This is a genomic window from Bacillus cereus group sp. BfR-BA-01522, assembly GCF_022662635.1.
GTDB lineage: Bacteria > Bacillota > Bacilli > Bacillales > Bacillaceae_G > Bacillus_A > Bacillus_A cytotoxicus.
Map to the genome: position 1 here is coordinate 192,505 of NZ_JAKUDY010000007.1, position 22,501 is coordinate 215,005.

Sequence of the window (22,501 nt, forward strand, 5' to 3'; positions counted from 1 at the left end):
TAAACCCTTTCTTTATAAATTGTTACATGAATAAGTGTTTTTTAATTCGTGTTTGCTCTATTTTTTCCATGTATATAATTAAGAAGATGAACATAATCATTTTCTTGTCCAATATCAAATCGCTTCCCATCGATAATTTTCCCATATACTTTTTGGATAGCAATTAAAGAATGAATTGCATCGGTTAGTTGATACTCACCTCCGACACCAGGCTGCACATTTTGTAACAAAGAAAAAATATCAGGTGTAAAAACATACCTTCCAATAACCGCCATATTAGATGGGGGATTTATTTTTGGTTTTTCAACAATATTTGTAATGTCCATATACCCCTCTTTTATCATATCGCCTTTCACAACCCCATACTTATCTAAAAATTCATTTGGTACTGTGTGGACGCCGATTACACTACTTTTTGTCTCTTTATATATCTTAATTAATTGATTTAAAGCAGTACTTTTATCCGAAATGATAATATCATCTGGCAAAAGTACAGCAAAAGGTTCATTACCAATGAATGCTTCACCTAATTTTATCGCTTCACCAAGGCCTCTCGCGTACGGCTGTCTCGTATATAGTATTTGAATGTCAGGAATCACAAAACTCTTTAATAAATAAGATTTTTGTTCTCTTTCTAAGAAAGCTTCTAACTCTAATGAATGATCAAAGTAATCAACTATTAAATTTTTTCTTTTTGAAACCACAATTAATATTTGCTCAATCCCTGATTTTACAGCCTCTTCTACAATATAATGAATCGCAGGTTTATTCCCTATTGGAAACATTTCTTTCGGGACTACTTTGGTAATTGGAAGACTTCTCGTACCATAACCTGCAGCTGGAATGATTGCTTTTTTAATCACTATCCTCTCTCCTTCTGCATATTTATCATATTATATTCAATATTCCTCTTACCTGCTCATCACAAAATTTAAAAAGGCTTTTACCCCTTACTTTTTCACTTGTACAAATAGGGCCTCCTTATATGTCACCAATTATACTTCTCCATCAATATACTATACTAACGGGTACTCATTTTAGAAAGGTGGACATCATATGAATATATGCATTATAGGATCTGGTTATGTGGGGCTAACATCAGCAGCAGTACTAGCTGATTTAGGACACCATGTTATTTGTGTAGATAAGGATCAAAATAAAATTCGTTCTCTTCAAAAAGGAGAGTGTCCCATTTACGAGCCAGATTTAAAAGAACTTATTCACAAAAATCGTAATCGTTTAAAATACTGTCATGAGATTGATCAAGCTATTAAACTCTCCTCAGTTATTATCATCACCGTAGGAACTCCTTCAACATCAAATGGAAAAACAGATTTAACATATTTCTACTCTGTTATTGATTCGTTAGTTCCGGCTATAACATCATATAAAACAATTATTACGAAAAGTACAGTTCCACCAGGCACAAATCAATATTTATATGAAACACTCATTAAAAAAGGTGTTTCACCATCCCTTTTTAATGTTGTTTCTAATCCTGAGTTCCTTCGCGAAGGCTCTGCTGTACATGACATGTTCTTTCCGGATAGAACAATTATAGGGGTTCAAAAAAATGATAAAAAATCATTTGAGATCATGAAAAAAATATATAAAAATATTCATGCTCCGTTCTTTTGGACTGGTTTAGATGAAGCAGAAATGATTAAATATGCAGCAAATGCTTTTTTAGCTACAAAAATATCTTTTATAAATGAGATTGCTCGAATTTGTGACGTATACCACATTGATGTTGTTGAAGTAGCGAAAGGGATTGGCTATGATTTTCGAATTAATCCTCATTTTCTGCAAGCTGGACTGGGGTATGGTGGATCATGCTTTCCAAAAGACTTGCAATCACTTATCTATACAGCAACTGATAGGCAAGTCACTGTCCCTATTTTACAAGCAGTCCAATCCATTAATTCTACACAAGTAGATCTCTATATTGAAAAAATCAAAAACTGTATAGAACAATCTGCAAAAAAAATAACTATTTTAGGGATTTCCTTTAAGCCACATACGGACGATATTCGCAATTCACTTGCAATAACACTTCTCGAAAAATTAGTGCCTCTTGGCTACGATCTTCACACTTATGATCCAAAAGCCGTTCTTCCTATCCATTTAAATAAGTACGTTACCCAACATGAGCAATTAGAACCCTCTATTATAAACTCTGATTGTGTTGTTATTGCCACGGAATGGGACGAATTTAAATCACTGAATTGGAAACAAGTGAAACAAGCGATGAAAGGAGACCTAATTGTTGATGGACGAAACTGCCTTACTAAAGAGGAAATAGAGAAATCCAGATTACGCTATGTAGGAGTTGGTCGCTCATGAAAATACTTGTTACTGGAGCAGCTGGTTTCATCGGTTCTCATTTATGTGAAGAATTACTAAAAGATAAATCCTATTCCGTAATCGGAATAGATCATTTTATTGGCCCTACTCCGATGCAATTAAAGATCAATAATATCCGTTCTCTCATAACAAACTCACGTTTTGAATTTATACAAGAAAATATTTTAAGTGCAAACTTATCAAAAATTTTACAAGATGTCAGTGCCGTATATCATTTAGCTGCTATTCCTGGGGTCAGAACAAGTTGGGGGAAAGATTTCCATCCCTACGTTACGAATAATATACTCGCTACGCAACATTTACTTGAAGCATGTAAAAACAAAGACTTAGATAAATTTATTTATATATCAACATCTTCTGTTTATGGTGAAAAATCTGGTGCAGTTTCTGAAGATTTATTACCGATTCCACTTTCTCCGTATGGTGTGACCAAATTAAGCGGAGAACACTTGTGTCATATTTATCATACAAATTTTCATATACCAACTATTATTTTACGATACTTCACAGTATATGGTCCAAAACAACGTACAGATATGGCATTTCATAGATTTATAAAACAACTAATAGAAAATAAACCTCTTACCATATTTAGTGATGGAACACAAACACGCGATTTCACTTATATCGATGATTGTATAAAAGGAACAGTAGCTACTTTAAAAACAAGAAAAAATATAATTGGTGAAGTAATAAATATTGGTGGAAAAGAGCAAGCATCGATTTTAGATATTATTTCTATGTTAGAAAAAATTGTAGGTCAACGTGCAATACTGAATTTTTCAAAAGGTGTACCCGGCGAGCCGAAACAAACATGGGCAGACATATCTAAAGCACAATCATTACTACAATATTCCCCATCGGTTTCATTATTTCATGGATTAAAAGCAGAATATGAGTATATGAAGCAATTATATTAAGGAGGCTTGTTTATGAAAATCGCATATATATGTACAGAAAAATTACCGTCTCCGGCCGTAAAAGGCGGTGCTATTCAAATGATGATTGATGGTGTTTCCCCTTATATTAGTCAAGAGCATGAACTTACTATCTTCTCTATTTCAGACCCCATTCTGCCAAAACAAGAAACAAAGGGGAGTATCCATTACATCCGATTTCCTCAAGAGGAATATGAACAACAAATTATAAAAATACTCCCGACTAAAAATTTTGATATTATACATGTATTTAATCGCCCTAAAAATATACCACTATATAAACAAGCTTCTCCCAACAGTCGATTTGTACTTGGACTTCATAACGATATGTTTACAGAACACAAGATGACACTCTCTGAAGGAAATCTTATTATCGAAATGGTTACTGCTATTGTAACTGTTAGTAATTATATTAAACAAACAGTAATCGAAAGATTCCCTCAAGCCGAAGAAAAAATTTCGATTGTCTACTCAGGAGTAGATTTAACACACTCCCCTTCTATCTGGACACCAACTGGACAAGAAATCAGAAATAAATTTCGTAAAAAATATGCTATACAAAATAAGAAAGTCATCTTATTTGTAGGGAGATTAACAAAAAATAAAGGTCCCCATATTCTCATTCAAGCTATGAAAGAAATTATTCAAGCACACCAAGACACTGTTCTAGTCATTGTGGGTGGAAAATGGTTTAGTGATAATAGTGTGAATAAATATATTAGAGATTTACACAAACTTGCCCGCCCTGTTAAAGAACATGTGATTTTCACCAAATTTATTCCTGCAGATCAAATTCATAACATTTTTTTAATGGGAGATATATTTATTTGTAGTTCACAATGGAATGAACCGTTAGCACGTGTTCATTACGAAGCAATGGCAGCTGGCATTCCCATCATTACAACAAATCGTGGCGGAAATGCAGAAGTTATAACAGATGAATATAACGGATTGTTAGTACAACAGTATAATAACCCAGCAGAATTTACTAGGCTGACTAATGCTCTATTATCTCAACAAGAATTCGCGAACTGGATTGCTAAAAATGGCCGTTGCGTTGTTGAAAAAAATTTCACATTTATGCATACAGCTCAAAGACTAAAACAAGTATATAAACAAGCAGCAACTTCTATTAATTTATCTACCACTAAATTCAAATACTCTTTTAAAATTCAAATTATCTAAAATATTATTTTCCTTTAACATCGTAGTATAAAATAAATCCCCCTTCTCAAAGGGGGATTTATTTTAAGCATCGTCTTCTTCGTCTTCTTCATCTTCTTCGTCTTCTTCATCTTCTTCGTCTTCTTCATCTTCTTCCTCTTCGTCTTCTTCATCTTCTTCCGTAAAGCTTACTTCTGTTCCATCGATATATTCAATTTCAACTTCTATACCAGAATGTGCTCCAGATTGAATTACTTCAGCTAAAGCTTTTAATACATTCTGTATCTCTTCTTCTGAATTAACAGTAAATTCATTCTCAAAATCTATTTTTATTTTTGCTTTTTTTACCTCTTCCATGTCATTTACTCCTTTTTACAGATTTATATATAATATGTTAAAAATACATAAAAAGATTGATTTATATGCGGACTTTTTGCTATTCTTTTTCCGATTTATTTTTTACTATTTTCGCTATCCACGGACCATTTAATAGTGGCTTGGGTACAATCATTTCAATTTCTTCGTTTCGCTTTTTTAATTCCGTTACTACAGTATTTTGTTTTCCTTCTAGCTTTATAGTATTTTGAATATCCTCTTCGTTTATTGGATTAACGATTTCCTTAGTTATTGAGGGAGATTTCGGATTATTTATTTCTTCAATTACTTCACTAGTAATTTGCGTTGTTTTCGTATTATGTTCTTCTAAATCTAACAAGCTAACTGTCGGAAATTCCACTAACTCTATCTCTTTTATAGACATTATATTTTCTATTACAGATGCTTCATCTAATACAATATTATCTTGTTCTTCTAACGCCTTTTCGTACTCTGAAAGCGCCCAACCCATTGGTCCTGGTGGAGAAAAAGCAAACTTATCTAAATTTAAAATAGGGATTACTATTTCTTCTTGCCTTGGCTTCATTTTATTTCCCCTCCATTTCTACTCTTGATTTCACGATAAATATCAGAAAACTGTTGTAGAAATTCCTCCTTCGAATCTTCAAGCGCAATAACATTTTGTAACGCCCAAATATATTTTTCATCAGACCAAGAGCGTTTTTGTTTTAAATAATATTTATGTGCAATCGAACAAAATAAATGAGGAAAAGATAAATCAGTCCATAATATACGAAATTGCTTTTCTGATAAACTGTTTTCTAAATCATATGCACTCAGCATATGAATCGCTAAATCTATATCCCAAGTTGCCATTTTTTTCATTACTTTATTTAAAATAATTCGCAGATCTCTCACTGGTAAATCATGTGTAATAGAATGTAGTTCTTTCATAAAAATCGCATTATCTATTTCTGTAAATCTCGCTAAAGTGAAATCTTGTTGGCAAAAACTCTTATTTGTAATAATTTCTTTTGTCCATTGGTTATAAAATGGATCATCTATTTCTTGTAAAGCTCGTTTACCACGTGCTAACATTTTATCAACGTACTCTAAAAACATAGTTGAAAACATATCATTAGGAAAAGATTGGGCAATTCTTTTGTTACCTTCTAGCTCTTGTAATTTCCATCTATATAGTTTATGCCATTTCCCTAACCGACTCCGTGTTTTACTTTCTATTTGTGGTATATACCCTTCCGATGCTTTATGGAATTTTCCAGCGTATATAAGCACCTTCTCTAATTGCTCTTTATTATAGTAAATAACTTCTTTTCCTTGATATTTATCATATAATACATATGCATACTCCCCCGATCCAATACAAAACCCGCCCCTTTTTGTTTTATGAATTTGCGTAATTGGTAGTCCATTTTGAAGAAGGTGTAAATGTGCTCCAGCAATAAACAACATCCGTTCGGGTTTCATTTGTGCTTGTTTTAATATTTTCACCCCTTCCTCTGTTTCTACTTCCCAAATTGTTCTCCCACTTCTACTTGATTGTAGAGTAATATTATTAATTTCAAATGGATAAAAACCTAGTACCTTATTTAAATGCTCTTGCTCTAATGCAGGTGTTTCTTCCAACATTCTTCATCTCCTCTTAAAAACTATAAAACTCCCTTATACACTTCTAATAAATTCATAGCCACTCGATCCCAACTAAATTCTTTCTCAACTTTTAAACGTCCATATTTCCCCATACGTTCTCTTTTGTTTTCATTACTCAATAGATGAATAATTTTTTCTGCATACGCATCGGGGTTCTCAAAATCATCAACAACATAGCCATTCTTTCCCTCTTCAATTACTTCAGGATTTCCACCTCTATTGCTTGTGATAATTGGTAACCCAGCAGCCATTGCCTCATAATGTACTCTAGCAAGTGGCTCTTGCCACTGGGAAGAACATACAAAAATATCCGACATAGCATAAAGAGTTGGAATATCTTTTGGCTTTACAAATTTAATAAATACTACATTTTTTTTAAACATCGCACCTAATGTATATAAATGTTTCACGTAATTATTTACATTGTTATCTCCAAACCATTTTGAACCGATAAAAACCATTACAATCTCTGGATACTGCTCAATGATTTTCGGAAGAGCTTGCAATAAAATATGAGGACCTTTCACTTTACTCAAACGTCCAACAAACAAAACAATTTTTTTATTTTGCAACTGTAACTCTTTTTGTACATAATGTTTAAGTTCTTTTCCATTCGTTGTCCAGGAGGGATCATATTGATTCACGTCTACACCTGAATATACTGTTTGCGTCTTAGATTTTGCTGTTGGAAAGCGAGAAGTAATCGTTTCTCCTATATAATCGCTGACTGTAACAATCTTTGAAACAATTGAAATGCATACTTCTCCTTCTTTATCACTTATTTTTTCATGTGCAAACATTTCATTGTGCACACTTAATACGAATTTTGTTTGTGGTGCCACTCCATATAACAATGAAACCCAACTAGGACGATTACACAGGTGAATCACATCATATTTTTCTTTTTTCAAATGCTCAATTATATTCGGAAGGTATTCATTTTCTGGGAAACGTATATATCGTACATTTTGCTTTGTTTCCTCAGTTTGTAAATCTGGATCTGCTATTGAAATAACTGTTATATTTTTCCCCTTTGAGGCAATAATGGTTGCGACAGAATCTATATAAATTTGAATAGCTCCACCTCGTACAGCTGGCACCGGTAACTTTTCAGTAGATATTATCGCAATTTTCATCCAAACCCCTCCTTTTTGATAAAAATCCAATTCCCTTCAACATATGTTACGAACTTCGCCTTACGAATGTGAATTATTTAGATAAATTTCGATTTTTATAACCAAAATTAGGAAAAGCATTCCTTTTTTCTACTTAAAGGCAAACGGCTAGCACAAAAGTGGTCATGCACCATAAATTAGTAAGAGAGTATAAAAAGGATGGTGACATATTTGGAGAATTACAATCAGGAAGAGGGGGATACATTATCACCTGAGGAAGAACAAAAGTTAGTAGCGTTAGCTGAAACTATGATTAAACATTGGGATATTGATCCAACTACAATTGAGTTAATACAAGGTGGACAACTTGCACTAGTATGGAAAATTCATACTTCAAATGGAGCATTTTGCTTAAAAAGAATTCACCGCCCTGAAAAAAAAGCTTTATTTTCGATTCATGCTCAAGATTACCTTGCCAAAAAGGGCATGCATGTTCCAAGTATCATTCCAAATAAAAAGAATCAGCTTTATACAAAACACAGTCCATTTCTATTTGTTGTTTACGATTGGATTGAAGGAAGACCATTTGAATTGACAATGAAAGAAGACCTTGAAATGATTATGAAGGGATTAGCAGATTTTCATTTAGCGTCTATCGGCTACAAACCACCACCAGGGGTACCTATCTTTACAAAACTAGGACGTTGGCCAAATCATTATATTAAGAGATTTCAACAGATGGAAATTTGGAAAAATCTATCTGCAACATTAATTGATGATCCTTTTTCACAAATGTACTTGGAAGAAATTACCCCTTTTATTACAGAAGCGAAACACACCTATCAACGATTATTAGAATCTGAATATGGACAATGGACCGAACAATTACAATCAGCCCCGAACTTATGTCATCAAGATTACGGAACTGGAAACTCTTTACTAGCCCCGAACAATCAAATTTGGGTAATCGATTTAGATACAGTTTCTTATGATCTTCCGATTCGCGATTTACGGAAAATGATTATTCCATTATTAGATACAACCGGTGTTTGGAACGAAGATCAATTTCATATTATGATTAACGCGTATGAATCTGTCTCTCCGTTAACAGCCGAGCAAAAAAAAATCATGTTTATAGATATGCTATTTCCATATGAATTATATGATGTAATTCGTGAAAAATACGTTCGAAAAACACCATTACTTGCTGAAGAACTAGCTGGAGCTATGGAGTACGAACGAATCAAATCAAAAGCTTTAAATATATTATTAAAAGACTTCTAATTTTAAGAAATACTCTCCTTTAAATGAAATAGTATGAATAGAAATGTAACATAACTATCTTTCAAAACAAATAGAAGTAACCGTAATACAGTGAGACTTTAATCAGTGGGGGTTTTCTTCATCCCCCACTGATTATGAGCCCTCACCAATCCGGCTGTTACGGGCAGTCCTACCTATCTTCCTGGCTATTCTTTGAACTTTGAGGCGGGAGTCTTACTGCCCTAAAATAGCGGGATAAAAATAGAGCAGCGAAGACACCCCTTAACAAAATGAAACTGTACCTCGAATCATAGACATGAAAAAAAGCCTATTATTCAGAGTACAGTTCTATATGATGAGTGAGTCTTCTCTACTCTATTCTAATGAATGTATAAAAAGCCCGCTACGAAGTTTCGGTTCAAACCATGTTGATTTTGGTGGCATCACTTCTCCAGCATCTGCGATTGCTAATAACTCTTCCATTGACGTTGGATATAATGAAAAGGCAACTTTATACGGGCCACTATCTACAAGGTGCTCGAGTTCTTCTAGTCCACGAATACCCCCAACAAAGTCAATGCGTGCATCTGTGCGCGGATCATGAATTTGCAATACTTTACTTAATACATAATCCTGTAAAATCGCGACATCTAGACGTTTCACAACATCTTGAGCGTCAAATATTTCTTCTTTCGCAGTTAACTGATACCATACTCGATTCATATACATGCCAAATGTATGTCGCTTATTTGGTTTCAGTGGCGATGTATGTGCTATTTCTACATAAAAAAATTGGGAAATTTGTTGTAAAAACTGCTCTTCGGTTAAGCCATTTAAATCTTTTACAACACGGTTATAATCCCAGATTGATAATTCCTCATGAGGGAATAACACCGATAAAAAGAAGTTGAACTCTTCATCTCCTGTATAATTGGGATGTTCCTCTCTACGCATGAGCCCTACTTGAACAGCGGATGCCGAGCGATGATGTCCATCCGCAATATATAAAGCAGGGATTTCTTCAAAAGATTGTATCAATGCAGCAATAGTATCGGCTTCTGCGATTTTCCATACTACATGCTCAACCCCATCATCTGCAGTAAATCGGTACACCGGTGCGTGATGTTCTTGCCAATCTACCAGTAATTTTGTGACCGATTCCTTTGCACGATATGTTAAAAAAATCGGTCCCGTGTTTGCATTACATGCATCTACATGACGAATGCGATCTTGTTCTTTATCATGACGAGTTCGTTCATGTTTTTTTATTGTATTATCCATATACTCATCAATGGATGTACAAACAACAAGCCCAGCTTGCCTTCTTCCTTGCATCGTCAACTGATAAATATAAAAACACGGCTCTTCATCTTGCATCAGTATCCCTTCTCGGATTAAACGCTGTAAATTTTCATTTGCCTTTTCATATACACTGTCATCGTATGGGGAAATCGATATTGATAAGTCAATCTCTGCCTTATCAATATGTAAAAACGAATATGGATTTCCCTTTACCACTTCTCTTGCTTCTGTACTATTTAATACATCATATGGTAAAGCTGCAACTTGCGCCGCCTTATTTTGCACCGGACGAATAGCCCGAAATGGTCGAATTGTCGCCATTTTCCTCTCCCCTTTATACAATCATTCGAACGGCTACAACACCTGTAATTCTCCTTATATTCTCAACAATATTTTCCTTCATTCTATCATCCATCCCATTATCAATATCAATCATTGTATATGCCCAAGAGTTTTTACTACGGTTAATCATATCCGCAATGTTAATATGATGCTCCGCTAAGCACCCTGTAATTTGTCCAACCATGTTCGGAACGTTTTGATGCATAATCGTAATCCGTTTTTTTCCAACATACGGAAGTTCTACATTCGGATAGTTAACTGAATTCCGAATATTTCCTGTTTCCAAATAATCTCGCAATTGGCACGCAGCCATAACAGCGCAATTTTCTTCTGATTCATATGTTGAAGCGCCAAGGTGTGGCGTTGCAACTACATTTTTCATCTTTATGACATTCTCATTTGGAAAGTCTGTCATATAATGATTGATCGTTTCTTCTTCTAAAGCCTTTTCTAAGGCCGTCTCATCAACAAGCTCTCCTCTTGAAAAATTGAATAAACGCATACCTTTTTTCATCATACGAACCGCATGTTCTCCAATGATTCCTCGCGTTTGCTCTGTAAGCGGAATATGTAATGTAATATAATCACAAGTCGCAAAAATTTCATCTAAGCTAAACGCTCTTTGCACATGTGTAGATAAACGCCATGCCGTTTCCACTGAAATATAAGGGTCATATCCGACAACATCCATTCCCAAAGATAGCGCATCATTCGCAACAAGTGCACCGATTGCACCAAGACCAATCACTCCTAATCGTTTTCCGGCGATTTCCGATCCAACAAACTGTTTTTTTCCTGCTTCGACAAGCTGAGGAATCTCTTTTCCCTCTAATCCCTTTGTCCAACTAACTCCATTTATAATATTTCGAGAAGACAGAATGAAACTTGCCAGTATCAATTCTTTTACTGCATTCGCATTTGCACCCGGTGTATTAAATACAACAATCCCTTTTTCTGTGCATCGATCTATAGGAATATTATTTACACCCGCTCCGGCTCTTGCAATTGCCTTTAAGTTCTTTGAAAGCTCTTCTTGATGTAAAGAATAACTGCGAAGTAAAATTCCATCAGGATGCTCTATCCTTTGTCCGATGTTATATCGTTCTGCTGCAAAAACTTGTAAACCTTTTTCGGCAATTTGATTCAATGTTTGAATATGAAACATATCCTCATCCCCCTATCTATTCTCTAACTCAAAGGTCTTCATATACGCTACTAATTTTTTCACCCCTTCTATCGGCATTGCATTATAAATACTTGCACGCATACCACCAACAGAACGATGCCCTTTTAATGTTACAAGTCCCATTTCTTTTGCTTTTTGTAAAAATTGTTCATTCAATTTTTCCGATGGTGTTGTAAAAGGAATATTCATAAGGGAACGATATTTCGGATCAACTGGTGAGGTAAATAATTGTGATTCATCCAAAAATTGATACAGAAGTGCTGCTTTCTTTCTATTTTGTTGTTCCATTACAGATACCCCGCCCTGTTCTTTTAACCATTCTAACACGAGCTTTGTCACATAAATACTAAAGGACGGCGGTGTATTATATAAAGAATTATTTTTACTATAAGTTTCATAGTTTAACATAACTGGACAAAAAGCCTTTGCTTTCCCCACTAGCTCCTTTTTCACAATTACAATGGTTAATCCAGCAGGTCCTAGATTTTTTTGTGCTCCTGCATAAATCACTCCGAACTGATTCACATCATATTCTTCCGATAAAATATTAGAAGACATATCAGCGACAAGCGGAATAGTTGCAACTTGTGGTATTTCTGTATACTTTGTTCCTTCAATTGTATTATTCGTTGTAATATGTAGATAGTCTAAGTTTGAAGGAATCATAGAAGCACTTATATAAGGAATTGTCGTAAAATTATCTTCCTCTGAAGAAGCTACAATAACAGCCTCGCCGACTTTTTTCGCCTCTTGCAATGCCTTTTTAGCCCATGTTCCTGTTAATACATATCCAGCTCTTTTATGCTTATTCATTACATTCAGTGGAACCATTGAAAATTGCAAAGATGCTCCCCCTTGTAAAAATAAAACATCATATGAATCTGGAATATACATTAATTCTCGAAGCAGACTACTTGTTTCTTCGATAATCTCTTGAAAATATGAAGATCGGTGACTCATTTCCATTATAGACATGCCTGTCCCATTATAATTTAAAAGCTCCGCTTGCACTTTTTCTAACACTGGCAAAGGGAGCATTGACGGCCCCGCTGAAAAATTATACCCCCGCTCCATCACCTAGATGACCTCCTACTTCCTTACATTCGATATTATTAAAACTTTTTGAATTATAACCCGTATCGAATATTCAGTCAATTCATTTTGCTTAATTATAACTTAAGACGCATTGGAATCGTTTACAGATGCAGAAGATTTTATAAACATGCAAAAAGAGTGTTAGGCTATTCCTTCTACCTAACACTCTAGTTATATAAAAATTGCTAACTATTCGTAAAGAACCGGTCATAAATTTGATAAAGAGCAGAAAGACCAAATAACCAATAAATTGTATCAACAAGGGCTGGCATAGAGCCAAACCAATTCTCAATTACATTATAATCCAAAGCCACACCTAGCCAATTTAAACCGCCTAAAATCACCAAAACCGCTGTAAGGTAAGACAAAAATTTCATTATGATTGCCCCCTAGGTGATAAAATGGTGAAAGGCCTTTCACTAAAATATATGTAAAAAATTACAAAACTTGCTTATTTTTTATTAAATTTATTTTGAGTAAAAACATGTAGGATATTTACTCATAATCGTACTAAAAAGACCATATAGATACGCTGTTAGCCTAAAAAGTAGTCCTCTTTACATCTTGCAAATTTAAAGCTCACCTCTATATTGACAAAGTACAATGAATCATCAAAAGGAGCTGCATCCTCTCGTTTGTAACAATTTATTTTGACCTTCAAATTTAGTGATATAAAAAAATATAGTTGATATTCCTTTTCGTTGTAACTATAATGATTACAGGTTGGTGAAAATACATAACCACCTTCACATACAACACGAATAGAGAGGTTATAAAATGAATATTAAAAAAGTGATTTTAGCTAGTGCATTAGGACTTACAACACTTGCAGGTGTAAATGTATCAAGTTTAGAAATTCCAAAAGCTAGTGCAGCTTCTGTTGAATTGGATACAATTCAAGGGCAGATTGTCGACGTAGTAGATGGTACAATTTATATTCAGTCTAAAGAATATAATGACCATATGGATTATATGATTCAAATTATACTGGACAACCCGACTCATACATTTAAAGTAGGTGATACAGTAAAAGCAACTGGTACACTATGGAGAAATATGGCTACATATATGAGAGCAAACGCAGTGGAAAAAGTGAACAAAGATGATTCATTCACTCCAGGAATTCATTACGATCAACAAGGCACACCAGCATATATAATTGGTACAATTACAAAACACTATAACTTCCTTTATGATATAAATAAATCACAAGATTTTGTAGTAGTTACATACCCAAACAAGGAAGGAAAACCTTTGACAGTACATGTTTCCTTAACATCGAATAATAAATTTAACGTTGGCGATACAGTAAAAGTAAAAAACATCATGGAATGGTTCAGAAGTGATCAGTTTGAAACGGACGAAGTAAATATGGAAAAAATCAATGAAACGAAAACATCAAATGTACAGGATGACCGCTGGATTTGGTCTTAATTTCAACTCTTTAGAACTATAAAAACCAATAAATCCCGCAACGATTCTTTTTGTTCTTAAAATTGACAAAACATCTCCAAGTCTATAATACTGACACATGATATAATATCATTGCCAGGTCATATGTTCCCTTAACTGAAAAATCTTTGTAAAACCCTGTTCCCTTTACAGGGTTTTTTCTTTCTCCTTACTTATAAAGATCGTTTTCGTCATTCCGAGTGACTATACCTTTAACTTTAATGATTTTGTTACCATGTTTTATATGTATATACTTCATGTATCTCCTCCCCTGCCTCCTCTATGTCATTTTAAAATGATGATATGATTCTTACTACTTCATTTATACAACCTCAAATATTCACATCAGCTTTACGAAATAATATTTGTTTTTTCTAATCCTTTCATTAAGATTTTAGTTTATAATATAGAAAGTGTTACATTTTTGAAGGTGGTTATAAAATATGCAGAAAAGATTTTTACCAATACTATTAGTCTCTTTGAGCTTATCAATAGGCGGATGTAGTATAAGTACAAAAAAAGAAGAGGTAGTAACTGAAAAGCATCAAGAAAAAAAAATCATTCCAAAGTATAATGTTTCTGACAATTACTTCAAAACTGTTATTCCTTTGAATGAACAGATTTTAGGCGGAGAAATCAACCAGGCTACGAATTCCAAGTTAGATGTAACTGCCTTTGAAGAAGGTTTATTTCATATTGCATCGAAACAATTCGATAGAGAAACTCATTATCTACAAAGAGGGGAATTTATTTCTCAAAAAAAGATACATGAATTACTTAAAAAGCAAGAAGTTCCATATGTATCTAACATTATAGAGCATGATTATTTTACAAGAAAAGATGCAGGAGAATTAAGTTTAGCAGGCATCATAATAGGTTTAGCTATGACTGCTGATCATTCAAATGAGGAGGCTATGACCAAAGCAACCGAAATGTCAAATCATGTTTTACAGCTTATTCATAGTAATAAAAATTTCAAAAATGTTCCTATCACATTTGCTGTATTCAAACAAGAACCAACAACATCTATAAAACCAGGTGTGTTTATTTCTAGTACAACCGTACAACAAAATGAAAAAAATATATCACAATGGACTAGTATGCACGAACAAAAGTTTATTTATCCTTCTGATGAGTTTCAAAAAGCACATGATACCGATAAGAAAAAATTAGATGAATTTAAGGATGCCATAAGTGAATTCTATAAAAAAGATTATTATCCTGTTAAAGCTGTTGTAACTTATAATAATGAGAAATTAGATACGCTCACTTTAGATACTGTAATTAAATTTAATGGTAAATCAGAATTACTTGCTTATACACAAGTCGTTTCTGAAAGTATGTTAGAAAAGTTACCTAAAGATGCTAAAATTCAAGTTACAATAAAATCCGAACAACAAGATGAAGCTGTTATAGTGAAAGAAAAAAATAAAGAAAAACCGTTTGTTTATTTTTTTGAAGCTAAAAAATAAGTGGTCATTATTCTACTAATGAACTGTACCCCGAATCATGGACACTTAAAAAAGTCCATGATTCGTTTTTTTTTGTGTATGTTTATAAGCAAACCTCGTTATAATGAATACAACGATATAAGTGCGGTACAAAACATGAGTAAAATGATTTTTCATGATCAACAACGGAAACAACTAGAAAAGAATGAAAATGTGGTAAAAATATCAGAACGTTCGATTCGCTATTGCTCAGATCTTAAAGTATGTATAGTAAAATGAGCGATTTTTTTAAGTACGACTGTTATATAATTGCCGGATGTTTCCCATTTGTTTGTATTTGCCCGTATGTATACACCCCTCGATAAAAGTTCTCTCTATTTAACATGCGTTTCACTTGTACTTTCGTAAACCGCTTCCCTTTCTCTGTACGATAGCCTTCCCTATTCAGTCGTTCTGCCAATTGAGCTAACGACCAGTGCCTACAAAAGCGTCTTAATTCAAATAGTCTGCGTACAATAATTGCTTTATTAGCATCTACTTCTAACACTTTCTGTCCCTTCTTTACTCTATAACCAAACATCACACCGCCCCCCTGCATATCCACCGTGTTCCACTTTCTTCTTTCTGCCTCTACTTAGCTTTCATGCAATCTCAAGACGTTGATATTGATCTAATAGCTCTAACATACCATTTACTAAAAAGTCATTTGGATCATATGTGTAAATATTATAGCTTGATTGTTCAATTGCCTTCACATCTACTTCATGTTTCTTTAGTTCTCGTTGTATCAATACTTTCGCCATATCCGACAATAGCTCTTGTAGTTCATCACGTTCAACTGTTAATCCCTCTTCATCAACAGTCGCTCCGCTTAATCCTCTATCTTCATACACACGAAGTAGTTCTAAATTATTTTCGTTACAGTAACGTTCAATCTCTTCTACTTGATACGCTAAACTATACCCATCATAAATCCCCTCCCGTTACAGTAATTTGAGTCCCTGTAACGTTTACCCGTATTTTGCGGATAACGTGTTCGTAACGTAAATCCGTTAAAACGTACTTTACGATGACTTCAAAAAATAATACAACCCTTAAATTGTTTAGTCGTTTTTTCTCTAATAGTGTCATACACTGTACAAAGCCATTACAGTCTATAAAATTTAACACTTAATACACTTATAAAATTATGCGTATACCAACTTATTTCTATGCTAAAACACAAAAAAAGCACTCGTTGCCTTTAATTGACAATCAAGTGCTTTAAATTCATATGTTTTTAAGTAGCAGAAATTTGTATGTTTTGTAGTAACAGTATGACACCTTTTATATATCATGACAACTACTACGTTAAAACTTACGAGTTTGTACGAGTTCGTTAGTTTTATGTACATTCCATGTCTTTATATTCGTCGCACAGTAAAATGTCATCTCGCCTAAGCTCGTACTTTATTTTCTATTCTATCATTGCACACAGTACTCCATGACGGTACAACCATCATAAGTCTTTACTTTTTAACAGCCTGTTTTAAATTGCAACATCCTGATAACCTACTTCAATTATTTTTTCATTTAATAGACGAAGCCCTAATCCATTTTCTATATCCCATGTACAGTTAAATGTAATTCCAATATCTCGCCCTTCAAAAATATCCGCATATGGAACAACAATTCCATCTAAAGTTATCATTTCTAGTATTTGATCAGGTGTTTCAATTAATGGATAATTTTCATTTAATCCAATATCATAACCTAGTTCATGTCGCTTTTGTTTGTAATAGTCTAATATTGATTGCAATAAACTTGGCTGTAAATCCTCCCAATTCTGCATTAATGCTTGATATGCCATATACTGCTCTTCATCAAACTCCCCATCTTCTTCACCATCTATCATCAAAGATATCTCAGATTCTTTTCCAAAAAAACGAATAATGGTATCCTTAGTCCAACCATACTCATACTCAAGTTCACCAAAAATCGGATCGTTTATAGTCATTTTAAAATCTCCTCTTTTTATTTATTAGCAAACCCTCCAGGTTTAAAAGCTCCTGCGTTTATTTCCCCTACACCACCAAAGTGTTCGAATTCACTATTTATTTTTGTTGGCACGAGTTGCATTGTTTTAACATCATTTAATTCATGCCATGTTAATTTATTTTTTTCTCGATATTTTTTTATATCTCTTGCACTGATTTTACCAGATTCCATCCCAAATTGACTTGCTAATTCAGGTGAACCATTAATCTGGTCAGCTAATTTTTGGTCTGATTGAACAAAATTAGCTCGTCTGGCTTTCCCTCCATAAGTTCCTTTTCCTCCAAGCATATAGTTGATTTCAACTTGTGCCTTTGCTGTTGGTGAAAAGTCAGGAACTGCATTTTTATATTGAATACCCTCAATCCCAACTTCATCTAAAATTTGTTTTAATTGACGGTCTGGTGGTGGCTTAAGTATGCACTTAGATTCACCCCGTATTCCCTCAAATTCAACCTTTGGATTCTCTAATGCAGGTGTCTGATTAAGCCTTGCCTCATAAGAACTAGCAAAATCAGTTTGTCTAAAAGCAGGTGGAACTTCAGCCTCTCTATTACCTGTACCCTTAGCAAGTTGATAAGCGTCATCCTTAGCTATCGTACTTGCCTTTGAAAACTTTCCAGCTACTTCTCCAACAGTTGAAGATTCTATATAAGGAAGCTTCACTCCTATTCCAGTATCCACCATCCTAACTGCTACTGAAATAGGAGTATTTTTCATAGCATCTAGTGCATTCTTTAAAGTCTTATTTTCCTTAAGCGATTGTACCACATTATTTCTACGCTAAAACAAAAAAAGCACTTGTTGCCTCAAGTAGTCAATCAAGCGCTTTAAGTTCATTTGTTTTTAAGCAGCATAAATTTGTAAGTTTTGTAGTAACAGTATGACACCTTTTATACGTCATAACAACTACTACGTTAAAACTTACGAGTTTGTACGAGTTCGTTAATTTAATATACATTCCATGTGTTTATATTCATCGCCCAGTAAAATGTCATCTCGCCTAAGCTCGTACTTCTTTTTCTATTCTATCATTGCACATAATACTCTATGATGGTACAACCATCATGGAGTATGTATTTTCAAACACCTTATATCTATAACCCTAGTAGAGATCATTTTTGTGTATTAATATATTCTCTAATTAATTTCACATCACTTTCTCTTTTTTCATCAGGGAAAATACCCAAATTCTTATACTTCCATATAATTAATCTCTCATAATGATTATAATTATTTTCTTCCTCTAATATAGTATAATCAAACTCAATATCAAACTTACCAGTAGAATATAACTCAAATGTTAAATTAGTCCAAGGTTCCTGCTTATTTCTTTTAAATTCTTCCCATAATTCTCTAAAGATGCTGTCAAGATTATTTAATTGATGATCAATCTCATCTTCATCAATTCCTTCCATATCTTCAATATCTAAACTGTATATTGGTTCCTGCTTATTTTTTGGATAGTAGAAAAATACCGTCGAATCACTATATTCATCAACTTCTGAATATACCATTACTTTTTCCCATGGTTCTGGAATAATATTGTTTAACTGTATAGCTACTTTTTGATAAATACTTTCCAAGTTCTCTGTATTCATTTACTTTCCTCCATATACATTTTTCAAACTGGCTTTAAATTTTTCTCCATCAATTCTATATTTTATGTTAAAGCTAACAGGCCTTACAGAATTCCCTTCATATACAGGTCTAATATCAACTATAACTTTCCGCTCATCTCTTAAAGCTTTTGCCCAAGCAGATTCCAATTTTTTATAAGCACTTACATTAACATTACCATTCATTGCAACTATATTATCAATTAGTGGAGATCCATTAAATTGCGTACCGATTAAATGTCCACCATGATCTCCTTGAGTACTAGGAGCTTTAACTCTATTTTCCCCCCCAGCAGCTAACTGATGCTTACTATTACGTTCTCCCATCTCTAACGTTAATTCTCCAGAAGCTCTCTCAATTCTTCCTAGTTCATCCGTTTGATACAGATATCCATTCGTTTCATATTTCACATTAGGTTTCAATTTAAATTCATCTAAAAAGTGACTACCATCTTTAACTACATCATCAGCAGCCTTACTAGCGTTACCCGTACCCTTAACTCCCGAACCACCATTCCCCTTCGCAAGTTGATAAGCATCCTCTTTAGCGGTTGCTCGCACTCTTGCAAAGTTTTCTGCTATTTCTCCAACAGTTGCATGTTCTATATGAGGAATTTTTATTCCCATTCCAGTGTCTGCTGACCTGATTGCTACGGGGACCTTCGTTTTTTTCCATGTATGTAATGCACTCTTTAACGTCTCATTCTCCTTTAACGATTGTACCACATTTTTCCCCATATTTGGATGGAAGTCAGCGATTCCCTCTTTCCATTTTGTGAGTTTTGCCAGGGATCCAAGGTCGAGTGTTCCTTTGAATGCTTTTGTTGCTGAACCGAGTCCTGGGACAAGGTCAAGTGCTCCGAAGAAGCCAGCTTCTACTTGTTCTTCTTTGCTTAGTTTTCGGCGCGTTCCCCAGTCCTCCCCTTCGATGGCACTTTTTACTTGGAGACCACCGTATATAACTGAAGCTGCGATTCCGAGCGGTGGACAGAAGATTGTCGTGATGATCAGCGCTCCGCTGATTGCTACATCACGCCATGCTTCTAATTTTTTCTGTTCGTCTTCTATAGAGGTATACTCGAATCCTCGCATAGATGGGATTAGTTGACGATATTCTTTGTAGTTTAGTTTCGCATCTGGATTTTGCTTTTTGACTTCTTTATACTGCGCGCGAAGTACGTGATCAAAGGCCAGTGAGTCTTTGAAAATGTCATCTACTGTTATTTTTTCTTTTTTGTCGTAATGGTTTGCGGGGCACCATAGGCATGCTCACTTGATGATACGTCATATCCGACAATAGCTCTTGTAAACTTTCACGTTCAACTGTTAATCCATCTTTATCTACTGTCGCTCCGCTGAATTTCTTCTACTTGATACATCCAGCTGTATCCGTCACGTACTTGTTCTTCTGTTGAAACTCGTACATAACCAACTCCTTTCTCTTCCATATTCAATTCCTTCCCGTTACGGCAATTAAAATCCCCGTAACGTTTACCTGTTCGTGTGCATAACCTCCATCCGTTAAAACGTACTTTACGATGACTTCAAAAAGTAACACAACCCTTTATTTTTTCCTCTACTATCGTCGTACACTGTAGATAGCCATTACAATCTATAAAACAACAATAAAAATTTAACACTTAATGCACTTATAGAATTATATTGCTCTGTTAAATTTCTACGCTAAAACGCAAAAAAGCACTTGTTTCCTTTAATTGACAATCAAGTGCTTTCAGTTCATATGTTTTTAAATTGCGTAAATTTGTAAGTTTTGTAGTAACAGTATGACACCTTTTGTACATCATGACAAATACTATATTAAAACTTACGAGTTTGTACGAGTTCGTTAGTTTTATGTACATTCCATGTCTTTATATTCGTCGCACAGTAAAATGTCATCTCGCCTAAGCTCGTACTTCTTTTTCTATTCTATCATTGCACACAGTACTCCATGACGGTACAACCATCATGAGTCCGTACTTTTCATAACATTTTTCTTTCCACTTCAAAAATAAGTTCTTTTTTGTTCATTTGTCTTTTATGCCTGTGTATATTTATTTTAACACCACGAGCTTTTTCATTCTTGTGTATAAAATATAACTTAAAAACTTAATTACATTAAACCTATCTATACTAACAATTCTATATTATTCATCATCGTCTTCATATAAATTATCCAAGAATTCATCAATATCATTTGCTAGAAAATACATATTACTCATATCATCAGGATCTTCTGGTTCTTTCTCATGATCCCAAAAATAAATTTTTTCATAATAGGACTCTTCAGTACCTAAGCATATAACATTACCAGCTGAATCATCTGCTATTGGAATAAAGCCCTTAGCAAGCCTAAACTCATATATATCTATAACTTTCTCTAAATTATCATACATATCACCAATTCCATTAAATACATTCAAAACACTTTTCCCAAGTTCATCAGAAATATTAAATATACTACGTTCTGGGTATCCGCCATTCCATTGAAGTAAAAATTTCTTATATTTTTCCGTTAATTTCACTCCATTTTCTATTTCAAACTTCTCAATCTCTTCTATAGAAAGTTTCTTATGTGAGCTTTCGATTTTCACCATATTAATATCCTCCCCTTAATTTATTTTCCATTAACAGTTGATACTCCGCCAGCATGAGTAAATTCCCTATGAATATCTTTATCCACAAGAATCATTGTTTTTCCATCTTGATGGTGATGCCATATATATCCTACAGTTGGCTTATCTAGCGCTGGTACCGGCGGATCAGAATTTTTATTCAAACCCGCCTCTATATTAGCATTTTTATAATCAGATGGACGATTCGTTGGACTTGCAATTTCAATTTCTACCGGCTTAACAGTTGGATGCGCATATTCAGTGAAATCCGGATAACCATCAGGATACCTTACAGTCTGTCCTTTTTTATTTGTATATACCCAAGTTCCATCCTCATCTATTTTCACAGTCCCACCTTTTTTCATCCACTTCTCTGGAACAGGTGAATATGATGGTTTAGTAGCAAGCTGTTCCTTTGTGAATTTTACTTCTAGGGTATCCTTACCCGTACCCTTAACAACCTTACTCTCCATATACTGATAAGCCTCTTTCAGAGAATACTGTCCTCCCCCTGAGACATTTCCTACTCCAGCCATGGCGAAGCCTTTTCCCTC

General features: G+C 34.2%; 21 protein-coding genes and 2 pseudogenes. 6 read left to right on the plus strand and 17 right to left on the minus strand.

Annotation, left to right across the window (positions count from 1 at the left end; genetic code table 11):
- Positions 1–41: 41 nt before the first annotated feature.
- Positions 42–863, minus strand: coding sequence for a UTP--glucose-1-phosphate uridylyltransferase (locus MR059_RS12820; RefSeq protein ID WP_012094532.1), 822 nt, complete (start codon positions 861–863; stop codon positions 42–44).
- 193 nt (positions 864–1,056) lie between these two features.
- Here MR059_RS12820 and MR059_RS12825 point away from each other — a divergent pair, with 193 nt between their 5' ends.
- Genes MR059_RS12825 through MR059_RS12835 form a run of 3 tightly spaced genes read left to right on the plus strand, consistent with a single transcriptional unit; the run spans position 1,057 to position 4,487 of the window.
- Complete coding sequence (locus tag MR059_RS12825) at positions 1,057–2,343, plus strand: UDP-glucose dehydrogenase family protein (protein ID WP_012094533.1); 1,287 nt, start codon at positions 1,057–1,059, stop codon at positions 2,341–2,343.
- A complete protein-coding gene (locus tag MR059_RS12830; protein WP_242161822.1) occupies positions 2,340–3,284 on the plus strand; it encodes an NAD-dependent epimerase/dehydratase family protein in 945 nt (314 codons plus the stop codon). Before MR059_RS12825 ends, MR059_RS12830 begins: the two co-directional genes overlap by 4 nt.
- 12 nt (positions 3,285–3,296) lie before the next feature.
- Positions 3,297–4,487, plus strand: coding sequence for a glycosyltransferase family 4 protein (locus tag MR059_RS12835; RefSeq protein ID WP_242161823.1), 1,191 nt, complete (start codon positions 3,297–3,299; stop codon positions 4,485–4,487).
- Positions 4,488–4,550: 63 nt separating this feature from the next.
- On the opposite strand, the gene MR059_RS12840 is transcribed toward MR059_RS12835, so the two are convergent.
- The 4 genes from MR059_RS12840 to MR059_RS12855 all read right to left on the minus strand — a co-directional run bounded on the left by MR059_RS12840 (position 4,551) and on the right by MR059_RS12855 (position 7,609).
- Positions 4,551–4,823 carry a hypothetical protein gene (locus MR059_RS12840; protein ID WP_242161824.1) on the minus strand — a complete coding sequence of 91 codons (273 nt, stop codon included), beginning with the start codon at positions 4,821–4,823 and terminating at the stop codon, positions 4,551–4,553.
- A gap of 79 nt (positions 4,824–4,902) precedes the next feature.
- Positions 4,903–5,388, minus strand: a complete 486-nt coding sequence (locus tag MR059_RS12845; RefSeq protein WP_012094537.1) for a hypothetical protein — start codon at positions 5,386–5,388, stop codon at positions 4,903–4,905.
- Complete coding sequence (gene cotS, locus MR059_RS12850) at positions 5,385–6,449, minus strand: spore coat putative kinase CotS (RefSeq protein ID WP_277927686.1); 1,065 nt, start codon at positions 6,447–6,449, stop codon at positions 5,385–5,387. Before cotS ends, MR059_RS12845 begins: the two co-directional genes overlap by 4 nt.
- Positions 6,450–6,472: 23 nt before the next feature.
- Positions 6,473–7,609, minus strand: coding sequence for a glycosyltransferase family 4 protein (locus MR059_RS12855; RefSeq protein WP_012094539.1), 1,137 nt, complete (start codon positions 7,607–7,609; stop codon positions 6,473–6,475).
- A gap of 198 nt (positions 7,610–7,807) precedes the next feature.
- On the opposite strand from MR059_RS12855, the gene MR059_RS12860 reads away from it, so the two are divergent.
- Positions 7,808–8,872, plus strand: a complete 1,065-nt coding sequence (locus MR059_RS12860; protein ID WP_041809801.1) for a CotS family spore coat protein — start codon at positions 7,808–7,810, stop codon at positions 8,870–8,872.
- A gap of 354 nt (positions 8,873–9,226) precedes the next feature.
- On the opposite strand, the gene MR059_RS12865 is transcribed toward MR059_RS12860, so the two are convergent.
- From MR059_RS12865 to MR059_RS12880, 4 genes are all read right to left on the minus strand, one after another.
- Positions 9,227–10,474: a DUF1015 domain-containing protein gene (locus MR059_RS12865; RefSeq protein WP_242161826.1), complete on the minus strand. Its 1,248-nt coding sequence runs from the start codon at positions 10,472–10,474 to the stop codon at positions 9,227–9,229.
- Between the two features lie 13 nt (positions 10,475–10,487).
- Positions 10,488–11,660: a phosphoglycerate dehydrogenase gene (locus tag MR059_RS12870; RefSeq protein WP_242161827.1), complete on the minus strand. Its 1,173-nt coding sequence runs from the start codon at positions 11,658–11,660 to the stop codon at positions 10,488–10,490.
- Positions 11,661–11,672: 12 nt separating this feature from the next.
- The gene (serC, locus tag MR059_RS12875) at positions 11,673–12,755 is read right to left on the minus strand and encodes a 3-phosphoserine/phosphohydroxythreonine transaminase (protein WP_012094543.1); all 1,083 of its coding nucleotides are present in this window, start codon (positions 12,753–12,755) and stop codon (positions 11,673–11,675) included.
- Positions 12,756–12,961: 206 nt separating this feature from the next.
- Positions 12,962–13,153, minus strand: a complete 192-nt coding sequence (locus MR059_RS12880; RefSeq protein WP_012094544.1) for a DUF378 domain-containing protein — start codon at positions 13,151–13,153, stop codon at positions 12,962–12,964.
- Between the two features lie 400 nt (positions 13,154–13,553).
- Between MR059_RS12880 and MR059_RS12885 the strand changes: the two genes are divergently transcribed.
- Together MR059_RS12885 and MR059_RS12890 are read left to right on the plus strand one after the other, a co-directional pair.
- Positions 13,554–14,210 carry a F0F1 ATP synthase subunit alpha gene (locus MR059_RS12885; protein ID WP_012094545.1) on the plus strand — a complete coding sequence of 219 codons (657 nt, stop codon included), beginning with the start codon at positions 13,554–13,556 and terminating at the stop codon, positions 14,208–14,210.
- A gap of 461 nt (positions 14,211–14,671) precedes the next feature.
- A complete protein-coding gene (locus MR059_RS12890; protein ID WP_048724393.1) occupies positions 14,672–15,700 on the plus strand; it encodes a CamS family sex pheromone protein in 1,029 nt (342 codons plus the stop codon).
- Between the two features lie 280 nt (positions 15,701–15,980).
- On the opposite strand, the pseudogene MR059_RS12895 reads toward MR059_RS12890, so the two are convergent.
- From MR059_RS12895 to MR059_RS12930, 8 genes and pseudogenes are all read right to left on the minus strand, one after another.
- Positions 15,981–16,653, minus strand: a pseudogene (locus MR059_RS12895) (recombinase family protein).
- A gap of 554 nt (positions 16,654–17,207) precedes the next feature.
- The gene (locus tag MR059_RS12900) at positions 17,208–17,675 is read right to left on the minus strand and encodes a DUF6985 domain-containing protein (protein WP_000154329.1); all 468 of its coding nucleotides are present in this window, start codon (positions 17,673–17,675) and stop codon (positions 17,208–17,210) included.
- A gap of 17 nt (positions 17,676–17,692) precedes the next feature.
- Positions 17,693–18,310, minus strand: a complete 618-nt coding sequence (locus MR059_RS12905) for an HNH endonuclease (RefSeq protein ID WP_109090162.1) — start codon at positions 18,308–18,310, stop codon at positions 17,693–17,695.
- Positions 18,311–18,828: 518 nt separating this feature from the next.
- Positions 18,829–19,314 (minus strand): immunity protein YezG family protein, encoded by a 486-nt coding sequence (locus tag MR059_RS12910; protein ID WP_012094551.1) that lies wholly within the window; start codon positions 19,312–19,314, stop codon positions 18,829–18,831.
- The gene (locus tag MR059_RS12915; RefSeq protein ID WP_242161828.1) at positions 19,315–20,424 is read right to left on the minus strand and encodes a DNA/RNA non-specific endonuclease; all 1,110 of its coding nucleotides are present in this window, start codon (positions 20,422–20,424) and stop codon (positions 19,315–19,317) included.
- 163 nt (positions 20,425–20,587) lie between these two features.
- Positions 20,588–20,780: pseudogene (locus MR059_RS12920) on the minus strand (recombinase family protein); the annotation flags it as partial.
- Positions 20,781–21,479: 699 nt separating this feature from the next.
- Positions 21,480–21,929, minus strand: coding sequence for an SMI1/KNR4 family protein (locus MR059_RS12925; RefSeq protein WP_242161829.1), 450 nt, complete (start codon positions 21,927–21,929; stop codon positions 21,480–21,482).
- A 20-nt stretch (positions 21,930–21,949) separates the two neighbouring features.
- On the minus strand, positions 21,950–22,483 hold the full coding sequence (locus tag MR059_RS12930; RefSeq protein WP_396021800.1) for an HNH endonuclease: 534 nt from the start codon (positions 22,481–22,483) through the stop codon (positions 21,950–21,952).
- Positions 22,484–22,501 lie beyond the last annotated feature (18 nt).